Raw genomic sequence first — 12995 nt, forward strand, 5'->3', positions numbered from 1 at the left:
CGCTCAAAGGTCGAGCACCAGCGTCTTCGAGCGCGCGCCGGAGCAGCAGATCATGATGCTGTCGTTGGCCTGCTTTTCTTCGGCGCTCAGGAAGTCGTCGCGGTGGTCGGGCTCGCCCGCGATCACCTTGGTGCGGCAGGTGCCGCACACGCCGGCGGTGCAGGCGTACGGAACGTCGATGGCGTGGTCGAGCAGCGTGTCGAGAATGGTCTTGCCCGGCGCCACGGCAAGGCGCTGGCCGCTGCGCTCCAGCACCACGTCGTAGCCGCCTTCGGTGGCCGCCTCGCTGGCGGCGGCGAAGCGCTCGAAATGCACCGTGCCCGCCGGCCGCGAGGCGCAGGCCGCGAGGAAGGCGTCGATCATGCGTGCCGGGCCGCAGCAGTACAGGTGCGTGCCGGGCGGCGCATCGCGCACGATGGCGGCGATGTCGAGCCGGTCCAGGCGCGAAGAGCCGAAGCAGAAGTCGACCTCGCGCCCGTCGCCCGCCATGGCGCGCAGTGCGTCGGCGTAGGCGGTCTCGCGCGGCGAACGGCTCGTGTAGTGCAGGCGCCAGGGCTTGCCCACCTCGCGCAGCCGGCGCAGCATCGACATGACCGGGGTGATGCCGATGCCGCCCGCGATGAACACGGAATGCGCCGCGTCTTCCACCAGGGCGAAGTCGTTGCTCGGCGGCGTGGCGCGCAGGCGGTCGCCCACGCGCGGGGTGGCGTGCATCCACGCGGAGCCGCCCTGGCCTTCGGCGTCGCGCTGCACCGCCACCACGTAGCGGCCTCCGTCGGAGGGTGCGTTGACCAGCGAATAGCTGCGCACCATGCCATGCGGCAGGTGCAGGTCGATGTGCGCGCCGGCGGTGAAGGCGGGCAGCGCGGCGTCGTTGGCCGAAACGAACTCGTACGACGCGATGCCCTCGGCCTCCAGCCGGATCTGGCGCAGGCGCAGGTCGATGGGAGCAGGCATGCTCATGGCGTGTAGCCGAAGTCGGCGCCCAGCCGCGCGGTCATCGCTTCGCGCCCGGAATCGTTCCACGACTCGCTGGCCGGCAGCGTGAGCGACACCGCGCGCACCATCGGCAGGTCGGGGTCTTCGATGCGCGGCGGGCGCTGCTGCCGCACCGAGAGATTGCGCACGGTTTCCAGCAACAGCCGGCGCGTCATCGCGATGCCGGTGTCGCTCATGCCCAGGTGTTCCTTAGAGCGATCGTAGATCGGCGCCACGCCCGACTGGCAGGCCGCGTCCTGCACCCACAGCCCGGGCAGGCCGGAGAACCAGGTCTTGGTCTGCGCGTCGTAGTTGAAGAGGAACGCGCTCTGCAGGTTGAACTTGGTCCAGTACTTCGCGTAGGGCTCGGTGGGCGGGCGCGGCGCATAGGCGTTGACGCTCGGGTGGCCGGTCTCGCGGCCGGCGTGGCCGTTGTCGAAGATCTTGCGGGTCTTTTCGTAGAACGGCTGCGTCGGGTGGTACGAGAACATGATGCACAGCGTGTGGTGGTCGTCCAGCGGCACCCAGGCGTGGCCGCTGAGCTCGGGGTACTGCGACTGCGGCGGCACCAGCGTGTAGAAGGGCAGCAGGAACTGGTTCACGCGCCAGTAGTGCGTGCGCTCGTCGAGCACGCGCTTCGACGCCACGCTCATGCCGAAGTCCTGGCGCTTGCACTCGAAGGTGGGGCGCAGGTCTTTCTTGGCGGTCCAGTCGCTGATGGCGCCCTGCTGGTCGATGCGCCCGTGAAGGATGGGTGCGTGCGCCGAATCGATCTCGCCTTCCACCGCCTGCAGCCAGTTGCACTCCTGCACGCGGAAGCTCACGTACACGTTTTCCTCGGGCACCAGGTTCCACTCCAGGTTGGGCAGCGGCGGCAGGTTGTCGCGGTCGGGGCCCATGTAGGTCCAGGCGATGCCGTTGCGCTCGCGGCAGGGGTAGTTCTTGATCTGCACCGTGTCTTTCAGCCGGCTCTGCGCGGGCTCGGCCGGGGTGTCGAGCACATGGCCGTCCACGCCGAACTTCCAGCCGTGGTAGATGCAGCGAACACCGCAGTCTTCGTTGCGCCCGAAGACCAGCGGCGCGCCGCGGTGCGGGCAGGCATGGTCGATCAGGCCGATGCGGCCTTCGCTGTCGCGAAACGCCAGCAGCTCTTCGCCCAGCAGGCGCACGCGCTGGGGTTGCCCGTCGGCCTGGAGGTCGCGGCTGGGCAGGAAGGGAATCCAGTAGAGGCGCATCAGCTGGCCCATGGGGGTGCCGGCGCCGACGCGGACCAGGGTTTCGTTGTCTTCGTGGGAAAGCATGGAAGCAGATTCCTTATGGGGCAGGTGCGGGGCGGACACAGGTCCTGGTTTTGGTGTGTCCACTTTGGATGACCAAATTGGTAGAACCAATGCTAGCTTTCGGCGGCAGGTCCTGTAAAGCTCGAAACCCAATAACCTTTATAATGGATCAACCATAGGAGCTTTGTCGATGGACCGTGAGACAAGAAACGCCCCGGATACCGCCAATGCCGCCAGTACCGCCGGCAGCTCGCAAGCCGCCGCCTTCGACGCCGTGCTCGACGCCCGCTACAGCTGCCGCGGCTACCTTGCCGAGCCCGTGCCGCGCGACGTGATCGACGCCATCCTGCGGGCCGCGCAGCGCACTGCCTCGTGGTGCAACTCGCAGCCCTGGCAGATCGCGGTGACCAGCGCGGCCGCCACCGAGCGCCTGCGCCAGGCCATGGCCACGCCCGAGGCATCGGCCGACCCGTCCTTCGACATCGCGCCGCCCGCCGAGTACCGCGGCGTGTACCGCGAGCGCCGCCGCGAATGCGGCTTCCAGCTGTACGACAGCGTGGGCATCGCGCATGGCGACCGCGAGGCCTCGGCGCGGCAGGCGGAGCTGAACTTCAGCTTCTTCGGCGCGCCGCACATGGCGCTGGTCACCACCGAGGCGGTGCTGGGCACCTACGGCGTTCTCGACTGCGGCGCCTACGTCAGCAACTTCATGCTGGCCGCCCGGGCGCGCGGCGTCGCGAGCATCGCGCAGGCCGCAGTTGCTTCGCGCGCGAAGTTTTTGCACCGCTGGTTCGATGTTCCCGAAGACCGCCAGGTGGTGTGCGGCATCTCCTTCGGCTACGAAGACCCGGCGCATCCCGCGAACAAGTTCCGCACCACGCGCGCCACCCTTGGCGAGGCGAGCCGCTGGATCGACTGAGCAAGCCGGTTGCCCAGCAGCCCGGGGCCGCGAGCGCCGCTCAGAGCTTGATGCGGCCGGTGGCCACCAGCTTTTTCGTCAGCTCCAGCTGCTCGGTGAGAAAGGCCGAGAGCTTGGCCGGCCCCCACCCCGCGGGCTCGAAGCCCAGCTCCAGCAGCTTGGGAGCCACGTCAGGCAATTTCACGATGCGCGCCATTTCGGTCGAGAGCTTGTCGATGATCGCCTTCGGCGTTCCGGCCGGCGCAAACAGCGCGCCGAAACCCGGCATCACGACATCGGGGTAGCCGGCCTCGGCGAAGGTCGGTACGTCGGGGTACAAGGGAAACCGGGTCGGGCTTGCAACCGCCAGCGCACGAATTTTTCCCGGGTAGCGGGAAACGCCCCCCAGCGAGACGACTGCGGTATCGATCTGGCCGCCAATGAGGTCCTGCAGCGCGGGTGCCTCGCCCTTGTAGGGCACATGCACCGTGTCTATACCGGCCGTCATGTTGAGGAGCTCGCCGACAAAGTTGCCGCCCGATCCGGGGCCGTACGAGCCGTAGGAAATCTTGCCGGGCTTGCTCTTGGCGAGGTCCACCAGCTGCTTGAGCGTCTTGATGTTCAGCGATTCGCGCACCCCGATGGCGATGGGCGTGAGCGCCAGCATGCTGATGGGCGCGAGCTCCGACATCTTGTAGGTCTGGGTGGGTTGCAGCACCAGGTTGCTGATCAGCGCGCTGTAGTTGACCAGCAGCGTGTAGCCGTCGGGCGTCGCCCTGGCCACGGTGGCGGCCGCGATGGCCCCGCTCGCGCCGGCTTTCGATTCGACGATGCTCGGCTGGCCCCAGGCCTCGGTGAGCTTCTGCCCGATGACCCGCATCATCGTGTCGTGCCCGCCGCCGGCCGGCGTCGGGATGATGAACTTGACGACGTTGTTCGGATAGGCCGGGTCGGCCCAGGCGAACGAGGGCAGTGCGGCGATGCCGGCGATGGAGAGGCCGGTGGCGAGACCGGTTGCGAGAGTCTGGCGGCGCGAAGTGTTCATCGGATGTCTCCTGGTTTGTCTTGCATTTTCATTGGTTGAACCATAATTAATTCTGCGACAATGGTCAATCCGCACCTGCCCGGGCGGGCACACTATCGGCTCCGAGCCCAGCGCTTTCATCGTTCGTGACCCAGAGGAGGAAAAAGCCATGTCGGAAACCACCCCCGTTTTTGCACCCGTGCGCATGCGCCGCGCATTCGAAGCCATTTGCGACCAGATCCGCCAGCAGCTGGCGGACGGGCAACTCGCCGCCGGCGACAGGCTGCCCAGCGAAAAGGAACTGTCGGAGCAGTTCGGCGTGAGCCGCAGCGGCGTGCGCGAGGCATTGCGAAGCCTCGAGATGGCCGGCATGGTGGAGGCGCTGACCGGCATCAACGGCGGCTTCTATATCAAGCAGTCGCATCCCGACGGCATCACGCAGGCGGTGCGCGACATGGTGGCGCTCAACCAGGTGCCGGTGTCGGACGTGACCGAGGCCCGCATCCTGCTGTGCGACCTGGCGATCAAGCTGGCCTGCGAGCGCGCGACCGAAGAAGACTTTGCGGCCATCGAGGCCGACATCGACCGCTTCGCGGAGCTGGTCAGGCAGGGCAAGCCGGTGCGCGACAGCGCGCTCATCACCGAGTTCTACCGGCTCATCGGCCGCGCGACGCACAACGAAGTGATCGTGATGCTGATCGACGCGCTGTCGGAGATATTGCGCGGCCTCATCGCGCAGCTGCAGGCGCCGCACAGCAACGTGGTGCAGGTGCGCCGCAAGGTGCTGCGCCTCATGCGCGAGCGCGATGCGCCCAAGGCCAGCGCGGCGCTGGCCAAGCACCTGACCGCGCTGCACCTCCTGCTGGAGGACATGGAGCGCAAGAAGACGCCGCGCTGAGCCGCTTCAGCGCGGCAGGCCGAGCCCGCGCTGGGCGATCAAGGTTCGCTGGATCTCGTTGGTGCCGATGCTGATCACCCACATCAGCGAATGGCGCAGGTTCTGCTCGATCCGGCCCTGGAGCAGCGCGCCGGCACTGCCTTCCGACAAGGTCCCTTCGATGCCGAGAATGTCGAGCGCCACCTCGCCGAAGCGCTCCATCAGTTCACCCGAGTAAACCTTGCTGGCGGCCGCGTCGTGCAACGGCGTTTCGCCTGCGTCCACACGCTCGGCGCAGTGCATCATCATCTGGCGCCCGACCTCGATCTGCGACGCCAGTTCGCCGATCTGCCCGCGCACCAGCGGGTCCAGCCGCATCGCGCGCCCGTCCAGCTGCGCGCCGCGGATGTAGTCGCACAGCAGCTCGAAGGCGTGCGCCACCTTCATCACGATGCCGCCGCCGATGAAGCCGCGCTCCGTGGCCAGCGCACCCACCAGCACCTTCCAGCCGCCGTTCAGCTCGCCGACCATCGCGTCGGCCGGAACGCGCACGTTGTCGTAGAACACGTTGGCGAAGCTGCCGCCGTACATGGTGGTCGAGGTCTTGACGGTGATGCCGGGCGTGTCCATCGGCACGATGAACAGGCTCAGGCCGGCGTGCGGCGGGCTGGCGTCGGGGTTGGTGCGGGTGGCCAGCAGCATGTACTCGCCCCAGTAGGTGGTGGTCCAGATCTTCTGGCCGTTGATGACGTAGTGGTCGCCGTCGCGCACGGCGCGCGTGCGCATCGAGGCCAGGTCGGAGCCCGAATCGGGCTCGCTGTAGCCCATGCCGTAGATGGCCTCGCCACGCAGGATCTGCGGCAGGTAGCGGTCCTGCTGCGCCGCCGTGCCGTGCACCTGCAGCATGGCCGCCTGCACGGGGGCGCCGGCACGCGGCGCTTCGGCGCGCTCCATTTCCTCGACGAACGCGAGCTGTTCGAAGGCACCGCGCGCCTGGCCGCCGAATCGCTCGGGCCAGCCCAGCCCGATCCAGCCTGTTTTCCCGAGGTCGCGCGCGAAGTCGCGGTCGTACTCGCGCTGCTTGAAGCCCAGGCGGTCGTGCGCCGCCTTGCGCTCGCCCGACCAGTGCACCTTCAGCCAGGCGCGCACCTCTTCGCGGAACGCGTTGCCCTGGGGACCGAGGTCGTATTCGGGCAGCGCGTGGGGCACGTCGCCCAGGAAGTAGTCGGCCAGTTCCTCTTTGGCACGGCGCATGCCGCCATGGCGCAGCACGTCGAGGTGAACCTGCTTGAAGTGCCGCGGCGCCTCATGCTCTTCGCTGTAGCCGATGGCGCCGAAGGTGTGCTGGTTCTCGAGCGCCACCTGGCGCAGCGTGCTGCCGGCGACGGCGCAGGCGGCGTGCGCGAAGACGCGCCAGTTTTCGGTGCCGAGGTCGTGCTGCCGCGCGGCATTGGCCAACGTGAGCTGCGTGCCCATCAGCGCGATCTGGTTGTTGGCGAGCTTGTGCTGGATGGCCTGGAAGCTTCCGATCAAACGGCCGAACTGCTTGCGCTCGCCGGCGTACGCGACCGCCATTTCGAAGGCACGCGCCGCGGCGCCCCCGGCGCGCGCGCACAGCGCCAGGCGGCTCATGAGCTGAAGGTCGGCCAGCGCCTGGGCCGTCACCGCGAGCAGCGTGGCCGGCACGTTGTGCAGCGTGACGCGGCACATGCCGCTGGCGCCCATGGCCGGCGTGGCGTCGATGCGCACGCCTGGGGCGCTGGCGTCGACCAGTGCCAGGCCGGGACCGGCTGCCGTGCCTGTGACCGCCCCTGTGTCAGCGATCGCGACCGCGAAATGCGTGGCGCTGTCCGCCATCTCGACGAAAGAAAGCTCGCCGGACACGGCGTTGCCGGCCAGGGTGGCGCTGCCCGCGCTGCGGTCGCCGTCGAAGGCGCCGAGTGCCAGCACCACGCGCGCGTCGCCGCTGCGCGCCGCGTCGAGCAGCGCGTGTTCGTCGCCGGCCGCTGTGCGCAGATTCGCCAGGTGGAGCAGCGCGATGTGATGCAGCGGCACCGGGCAGGCGGCGCGTCCCATTTCCTCCATCGTGATCGCGATCTCTCGCAAGCCGCCCTCGCTGCGGTCGCTGCCGAGCGCCGTCAGGCCCTGGTCGGCGAGCTGGCGCCAGGTGTCCTTCACACGTTCGGGGTCCTTCGCCCATTCCACTGCGGTGGCCGTGGGCCAGTGCCTGGCCAGAAAGCCGCGCACCGAATCGCGCAGCATGGCGCGTTCTTCGTCACTGGGCAGGTCGTGCTGCATCATCGGTTTCTCCTGAAATAACATCAATGGTACAACCATTGTGAACAGACGCAGAGAGGAGAAAACACGCGGCAGCGCAAATCCGCGCATTTATCATTGGCTCAAAGGTCCAACTTTTTACGGGTTCTCCGGGAGAAACAACATGAACGCCAAAGAATCGCAACCCACGCAGCCGCAGGCCGCCGCGCCGGTGTCGGCCGCGAAGTTCCAGGTCATCCGCTCGGCGCGAGCCTTCGAGGAAATTGCCCAGCAGATACGCACCGAGCTCGCGCAGGGGCGGCTCAAGGTCGGCACGCGGCTGCCGTCGGAGCGTGCGCTGTCCGAGCAGTTCGGCGTGTCGCGCAACACCTTGCGCGAAGCGCTTCGCTCGCTGGAGCACGCCGGGCTCATCCGGCTGCAGAAGGGCGCGACCGGCGGCGCTTTCATCAGCGGGCGCAGCGGCGACGCGATCGCCACGGGGCTCATGGACATGTACCACATGGGCGCCATCCAGCCCGAGCAACTGACCGAGGCGCGCATCTGGCTCGAGTCGATCCTGGTGCGCGAGGCTTGCGTGCGCGCCACGCCGGCCGACATCGAGGCGCTGAGCAGCAACATTGACGCGGCCGAGGAGGCGACGCGCAAGGACGACTTTCCCGCGCGCGCCGCCACCAACCTCGAGTTCCACCGCATCCTGGCGCGCATGACCGGCAACCCGATCATGGTGATCGTGATGAACGGCGTGCTCAACGTGCTGGCGGAGTTCATCGGCCAGGTCGGCCACTACGAGAACGCCTACGTGCTGCCGTCTCGCCGCCGCTTCGTGAAGCATCTTGCCGCACGCGATTCGGACGCCGCTGTGGCGGAGATGGAGTCCATCCTCAAGCGCCTGCAGCGCAGCTACCTGTCGAAGATCGAGGGGGGCGATGCGCAGGAGGCCGAGGCGGTTCCGGCCGCTGCGAAGACACGCGCCAAGTCCGCTGCCAAGCCTGCAGCCAAGCCGGCAGCCAAGCCGGTCGACAAGCCGGCGCCCAAGCCCGCGGCCAAGCCAGCAGCGAAGACGCCGCGCTAGCTTCTGCCGCCTCCAATTTCCAACCGCTCGCCGAAACGCGAGCGGTTTTTTTTGCCCGACCCGAGGCCAATCCCGCTTGACAGCGCGCCGTTGAATTTCTAGCATTTAGCAATGGTTCAACCAAAAATAGGTTTTATGACGCAAGACAACGACAAGCCTTCGACGGGAGAGTTGCTCGCCGTGCTGCTGGCGCGTGATTTCGAGGATGGCGAAAAAGTCATCATCGGAACCAACTCCGACATCCAGCTGGCCGCCTGCAACCTCGCGCGAAAAATGCAGGCGCCGCGGCTGTGGTGGATCTCGGGCCCCGGGGGCATGGTCAACCCGGTGCGCAACCACCTGCTGTCCACCGCCGACTCGGAGAACATCGAGTCCTCCGAGGCCTGGATGGACCTTCCCAACATGATCGACTTCATCGACTGGAAGATCCACTTCTTCGACTTCGCGATCCTGTCGGCGCTGCAGGTCGACCGCTTCGGCAACATCAACACGGTGGTGGTCGGCGACCACGCAAAGCCGAAGGTGCGTGGCCCCGGCACGGTCGGCATCAGCGCACTGTGCGGGCTGGCCAAGCGCTTCTACGTGGCGCTCACGCGCCACGATAAGAGCGCCTTCGTGCCGCGCGTGGACTTTCTCTGCGGCCCCGGGCACATGGAAGGCGGCAACTCCCGCGAAGAGGCCGGCCTGCCCGCGGGCGGCCCGAAGCTCGTGGTGTCGCCGCTGGGCGTGTTCGACTTCGAGCCGGTTTCCAAGGCCATGCGCGTGCGCTCGTTGAACCCGGGCGTGACGCTCGAGCAGGTCCATGCCGCCACCGGCTTCGAAATGCGGGTCGACGGCACGCCGCCCGTTACCGCGATGCCATCCGCAGAAGAGTTGCACCTGCTGCGCACCCACGTAGACACCCGCGGCACGCTTCGCCGCAAATTTCCCTGACAAGGCGCCTCATGAGCAACAAGAGCAAACTGATTTCGCTGGACGAGGCCGTGGCGGTCGTCAAGGACGGGGACCGCGTGGGCCTGGGCGGCTGGATCTTCAATGCGCAGCCGATGGCGCTGGTGCGTGCGCTCATCCGCAAGGGCGCGCGCAACCTCGACCTCGTGCCCGCGCCCGGCTCCATCGCCCCCGACATGCTGATCGGCGCCGGCTGCGCGCGCAGCACCGCCTGCGTGTTCATCAGCTTCGAGCAGTTCGGCCTGGCGCCGCACTTTCGCCGCCAGGCCGAGGCCGGCACGCTGAAGGTGTACGAGCTCGACGGCCCCGGCATTGCCGGCGGCCTGCGCGCCGGCATCTGCGACATGCCATGGACGGCCATTCCCGACCTGGGCACCGACCTGCCGCGGCACACGCCGGAGCACTATTCGCCGCTGCCGTCGAAACCCGGCGAGCGCAAGATGCTGGCCGCCGCCGCCATCAAGCCCGACGTGTGCCTGCTGCACGCTCAGCAGGCCGATGAATACGGCAACGTGCAATACCTGGCAACGCCGTTCTTCGACGCCATGCTCGCGCAGGCATCGTGCCACGTGATCGTCTCGGTCGACCGCATCGTGTCGAGCGACACCATCCGCCGCTCGAACCACCTGACCAAGCTGCCGAGCGTGATGGTCGATGCGGTGGTGGAAGCACCTTACGGCGCGCACCCCACCTCGTCGCCCTCGCTGTATCGCGCGGACGAGCGCCACCTGAAGGAGTACGTGAAGGCCAGCGTGAGCGACGAAGCCTTCGCCGCTTACCTGAAGCGCTACGCCCGCGATGCAGGCGCCCACGGTGACTACCTCGATGCGCTCGGCGCGTCCCGCCTCGCGGGGCTTGCCGTGTCCGAGTCGAACCTCGCCTGAGAGCCACCCTATGAGTAATACCCCAGCCGCCAAGCCCGGCATCCTGGACGGCGTGCGCGTCCTCGACTTCACCGCGATGATGTCCGGCCCTTACTGCACGCGGCTCATGGCCGACCTCGGTGCGGAGGTCATCAAGGTCGAGCCGCCCGAGGGCGACTACATCCGCCTGCGCGCCCCGCGCCGCGAAGGCCGAAGCACCTACTTCGCGCAGCTCAACGCCGGCAAGAAGAGCCTGGCGCTCGATCTCAAGAAGCCCGAAGCCATCGCGCTGATCCGCGAGATGGTCCTGAAGTGCGACGTGGTGGTCGAGAACTACCGTCCTGGCGTCATGAAGCGGCTCGGGCTCGACTACGCGTCGCTCTCCGCGCTGAACCCGAAGCTGGTGTACTGCTCGATTTCGGGCTTTGGCCAGGAAGGCGACTGGGCCGGCCGAAGCGCCTACGCGCCGGTGCTGCACGCGGCCAGCGGCTACGACATGGCCAACCTCGACTACCAGGAGGGCGACGTGGAGCGGCCGCTGAAAAACGGCATCTTCGTGGCCGACGTGCTGGGCGGCTCGCTGGCGTTCGGTGCCGTGCAGAGCGCGCTGTTTCGCGCCGCGCGCACGGGCGAGGGCGACCACGTCGACCTGTCGCTGATGGACGCGATGCTCGGCATGCTGGTGTACGAATGCCAGGAGGCGCAGTTTCCGGCCGAGCGGCGCCGGCCGCTTTACCGCCCCACGAAGGCCAGGGACGGCTTCCTGCTGATCGCGCCGGTGAGCCAGAACAACTTCGAGGCGCTCGCGCGCGGCACCGGGCACCCGGAGTGGATCACCGACCCGCGCTTCGCGATCAGCCAGGACCGCGAGCACCACTGGGGCGAGCTGATGCAGCTGCTGGACGACTGGGCCGGCCCGCAAAGCGCGGCCGAATGCGAGGCGACCATGAACGCGGCCGGCGTGCCGTGCTCGCGCTACTTCACCGTGCGCGAGGCGATGCAGCTGCCGCCGCTGCAGGAGCGGCACGCGTTCCAGACCATCGACGACGGCTCGGGACCGTTCCAGGTTCCCAACCCCGCCTTTCGCTTCGCCCGCACGGCGGCGCATGCGCGCAACAGCGTGCCGGCGCTGGGCGGCGACGGCCCGGCCTTGCTCGGCAGCCTGCTGGGCCTGAGCGACGAGCGCGTCGCCGCATTGCGGGAGAGCCGTACGCTGCACGTGCACGGCTGATTCCGAGCTTTCGTGAAAAAAGAAAAGGAGACAAGCATGCCGACGATCGAATGGAAGCGTTTTCTCAGGCCGAGGGTGAACGTAAAGGTGAATGCCAAGGCGAAGGCCAGGCTGCTGTGGACCGCGCTGCTGGCCGCGGGCGCGATGGCGCTGCCGCAGGCCGGCATCGCGCAGGCGTCGAACTTTCCGAACAAGCCCATCACCATCATCGTGCCGTACCCGCCGGGTGGCACCACCGACGTGCTGGCGCGGGTGCTGCAGGAGCCGATGCAGCGCTTTCTCAAGCAGCCGGTGATCATCGAGAACAAGGCCGGCGCCTCCGCCGTGCTGGGCACCAAGTTCGTGGCGAAGGCCGCACCCAACGGCTACACGCTGCTGTTCCCGAACAACGGCCTCGTGATCTCGCCGCAGGTGTCGAAGGACGCCGACTACGCGCCGCTGAAAGACTTCGCGCCGGTCTCCCTGGTGTCGCTGCAGCCGATGATCCTGGTGGTGAACCCGACGGTGCCCGCCAAGTCGGTGCAGGAGCTCATCGACTACGCCAAGGCCAACCCCGGCAAGCTCGACTTCGCGACCGCCGGGCCCGCCTCGTTCGGCCACCTGGCGACCGAGCTGTTCAGCCGCAGGGCCGGCATCCGGATGACGCACATTCCCTACAAGGGGCAGGCGCCGACCACGCAGGCCATCCTGACCGGCGAATCGAAGGTGCTGCTGAGCACGAGCTCGTCGCAGATGAACGCGTTCATCAAGGACGGCAAGGTACGGCTGCTCGGTGTTTCGTCGCTGCAGCCTTCGCCGTTGGCGCCGGGCGCGCCGCCCATTGCGAACACGCTGGCCGGCTTCAACCCCGAAGTCTGGTTCGGCCTGTTCGCGCCTGCCGGCACGCCGCGCGATGTGGTGGCCAGGCTCAACGATGCCATCGTCAAGGCGCTGGCATTGCCTGAGGTCAAGGAGAAGTTCGAAACTGCCGGCGCCTCCGCCACCGGCAGCACGCCCGAGCAGCTCGGCGCGCGCATCGCCGAGGAATACGGCACATGGACCAGCGTGATCCGCGAGGCGGACATCAAGTCCGAATAGTCGATTCGCGTCACACCGACAAGCAAGAAGGGCCGCGAAGACGCGGCCCTTTTTTCGTCCGCGCCCGCTCAGGCCGGCTTGAACATCGGGACCGAGAAGCCGCCTTCGGCCGGCTTGAAGCTGACCTCGACCCGGTCACCGATGCGCAGTGCATCGAGGTCGCAGTCGACGATGTTGGTGAGCATGGTCACGCCTTCGTCCAGCGTCACGTAGGCCAGCGCATAGGGAATGGGCCCCGCCCGGCGCGTCACGCTCACGCTGTAGATCGTGCCCTTGCCCGACGCGTCCACCCATTCGGTATCGCCCAGGCAGTAGGGGCACAGCGCGCGCGGGTACCAGTGCAGCTTCGCGCAGACGGTGCAGCGCTTGATGCGCAGCACGCCTTCCTTCGCGGCGCTCCAGTAGGCCTCGGTGGCGGCATCGACAATCGGCGCGCCCAGCGGGCGCTCTTGGTACATCGTGGTCAT

At 67.7% G+C, this 12995-nt stretch carries 12 protein-coding genes; 7 read left to right on the forward strand and 5 right to left on the reverse strand.

Annotation, left to right across the window (positions count from 1 at the left end; all coding sequences use genetic code 11):
- Positions 1 to 3 precede the first annotated feature (3 nt).
- Positions 4 to 963, reverse strand: a complete 960-nt coding sequence (locus tag AB6807_RS30470) for a 2Fe-2S iron-sulfur cluster-binding protein (RefSeq protein WP_371087490.1) — start codon at positions 961 to 963, stop codon at positions 4 to 6.
- The gene (locus AB6807_RS30475) at positions 960 to 2279 is read right to left on the reverse strand and encodes a Rieske 2Fe-2S domain-containing protein (RefSeq protein WP_371087491.1); all 1320 of its coding nucleotides are present in this window, start codon (positions 2277 to 2279) and stop codon (positions 960 to 962) included. Before AB6807_RS30475 ends, AB6807_RS30470 begins: the two co-directional genes overlap by 4 nt.
- Before the next feature lie 169 nt (positions 2280 to 2448).
- On the opposite strand from AB6807_RS30475, the gene AB6807_RS30480 reads away from it, so the two are divergent.
- On the forward strand, positions 2449 to 3177 hold the full coding sequence (locus AB6807_RS30480) for a nitroreductase (protein WP_371087492.1): 729 nt from the start codon (positions 2449 to 2451) through the stop codon (positions 3175 to 3177).
- 40 nt (positions 3178 to 3217) lie between these two features.
- Here the strand turns inward: AB6807_RS30480 and AB6807_RS30485 are convergent, their stop codons facing one another.
- Positions 3218 to 4201, reverse strand: coding sequence for a tripartite tricarboxylate transporter substrate binding protein (locus AB6807_RS30485; RefSeq protein WP_165840427.1), 984 nt, complete (start codon positions 4199 to 4201; stop codon positions 3218 to 3220).
- A gap of 148 nt (positions 4202 to 4349) precedes the next feature.
- On the opposite strand from AB6807_RS30485, the gene AB6807_RS30490 reads away from it, so the two are divergent.
- Complete coding sequence (locus AB6807_RS30490) at positions 4350 to 5078, forward strand: GntR family transcriptional regulator (RefSeq protein ID WP_116911987.1); 729 nt, start codon at positions 4350 to 4352, stop codon at positions 5076 to 5078.
- 6 nt (positions 5079 to 5084) lie between these two features.
- Here AB6807_RS30490 and AB6807_RS30495 read toward each other — a convergent pair whose 3' ends face one another.
- A complete protein-coding gene (locus AB6807_RS30495) occupies positions 5085 to 7358 on the reverse strand; it encodes an acyl-CoA dehydrogenase (protein ID WP_371087493.1) in 2274 nt (757 codons plus the stop codon).
- A 139-nt stretch (positions 7359 to 7497) separates the two neighbouring features.
- Here AB6807_RS30495 and AB6807_RS30500 point away from each other — a divergent pair, with 139 nt between their 5' ends.
- The 5 genes from AB6807_RS30500 to AB6807_RS30520 all read left to right on the forward strand — a co-directional run bounded on the left by AB6807_RS30500 (position 7498) and on the right by AB6807_RS30520 (position 12528).
- The gene (locus tag AB6807_RS30500; protein WP_371087494.1) at positions 7498 to 8406 is read left to right on the forward strand and encodes a FadR/GntR family transcriptional regulator; all 909 of its coding nucleotides are present in this window, start codon (positions 7498 to 7500) and stop codon (positions 8404 to 8406) included.
- 135 nt (positions 8407 to 8541) lie between these two features.
- Complete coding sequence (locus tag AB6807_RS30505) at positions 8542 to 9339, forward strand: CoA-transferase subunit beta (protein WP_371087495.1); 798 nt, start codon at positions 8542 to 8544, stop codon at positions 9337 to 9339.
- Between the two features lie 11 nt (positions 9340 to 9350).
- Complete coding sequence (locus tag AB6807_RS30510) at positions 9351 to 10241, forward strand: CoA transferase subunit A (RefSeq protein WP_371087496.1); 891 nt, start codon at positions 9351 to 9353, stop codon at positions 10239 to 10241.
- A 10-nt stretch (positions 10242 to 10251) separates the two neighbouring features.
- Positions 10252 to 11451 (forward strand): CaiB/BaiF CoA transferase family protein, encoded by a 1200-nt coding sequence (locus AB6807_RS30515; RefSeq protein WP_371087497.1) that lies wholly within the window; start codon positions 10252 to 10254, stop codon positions 11449 to 11451.
- Between the two features lie 36 nt (positions 11452 to 11487).
- Positions 11488 to 12528, forward strand: coding sequence for a Bug family tripartite tricarboxylate transporter substrate binding protein (locus AB6807_RS30520; RefSeq protein WP_371087498.1), 1041 nt, complete (start codon positions 11488 to 11490; stop codon positions 12526 to 12528).
- A gap of 68 nt (positions 12529 to 12596) precedes the next feature.
- Here AB6807_RS30520 and AB6807_RS30525 read toward each other — a convergent pair whose 3' ends face one another.
- Complete coding sequence (locus tag AB6807_RS30525) at positions 12597 to 12995, reverse strand: Zn-ribbon domain-containing OB-fold protein (RefSeq protein WP_371087499.1); 399 nt, start codon at positions 12993 to 12995, stop codon at positions 12597 to 12599.

Source organism: Variovorax sp. RCC_210 (assembly GCF_041355175.1).
Classification (GTDB): domain Bacteria; phylum Pseudomonadota; class Gammaproteobacteria; order Burkholderiales; family Burkholderiaceae_C; genus Variovorax.

What these genes read in the sequence shown, in the direction of transcription:
- AB6807_RS30470 (WP_371087490.1), bottom strand. Translation starts at nt 963, where the DNA reads ATGAGCATGCCTGCTCCCATCGACCTGCGCCTGCGCCAGATCCGGCTG.
- AB6807_RS30475 (WP_371087491.1), bottom strand. Translation starts at nt 2,279, where the DNA reads ATGCTTTCCCACGAAGACAACGAAACCCTGGTCCGCGTCGGCGCCGGC.
- AB6807_RS30480 (WP_371087492.1), top strand. Translation starts at nt 2,449, where the DNA reads ATGGACCGTGAGACAAGAAACGCCCCGGATACCGCCAATGCCGCCAGT.
- AB6807_RS30485 (WP_165840427.1), bottom strand. Translation starts at nt 4,201, where the DNA reads ATGAACACTTCGCGCCGCCAGACTCTCGCAACCGGTCTCGCCACCGGC.
- AB6807_RS30490 (WP_116911987.1), top strand. Translation starts at nt 4,350, where the DNA reads ATGTCGGAAACCACCCCCGTTTTTGCACCCGTGCGCATGCGCCGCGCA.
- AB6807_RS30495 (WP_371087493.1), bottom strand. Translation starts at nt 7,358, where the DNA reads ATGATGCAGCACGACCTGCCCAGTGACGAAGAACGCGCCATGCTGCGC.
- AB6807_RS30500 (WP_371087494.1), top strand. Translation starts at nt 7,498, where the DNA reads ATGAACGCCAAAGAATCGCAACCCACGCAGCCGCAGGCCGCCGCGCCG.
- AB6807_RS30505 (WP_371087495.1), top strand. Translation starts at nt 8,542, where the DNA reads ATGACGCAAGACAACGACAAGCCTTCGACGGGAGAGTTGCTCGCCGTG.
- AB6807_RS30510 (WP_371087496.1), top strand. Translation starts at nt 9,351, where the DNA reads ATGAGCAACAAGAGCAAACTGATTTCGCTGGACGAGGCCGTGGCGGTC.
- AB6807_RS30515 (WP_371087497.1), top strand. Translation starts at nt 10,252, where the DNA reads ATGAGTAATACCCCAGCCGCCAAGCCCGGCATCCTGGACGGCGTGCGC.
- AB6807_RS30520 (WP_371087498.1), top strand. Translation starts at nt 11,488, where the DNA reads ATGCCGACGATCGAATGGAAGCGTTTTCTCAGGCCGAGGGTGAACGTA.
- AB6807_RS30525 (WP_371087499.1), bottom strand. Translation starts at nt 12,995, where the DNA reads ATGACCACGATGTACCAAGAGCGCCCGCTGGGCGCGCCGATTGTCGAT.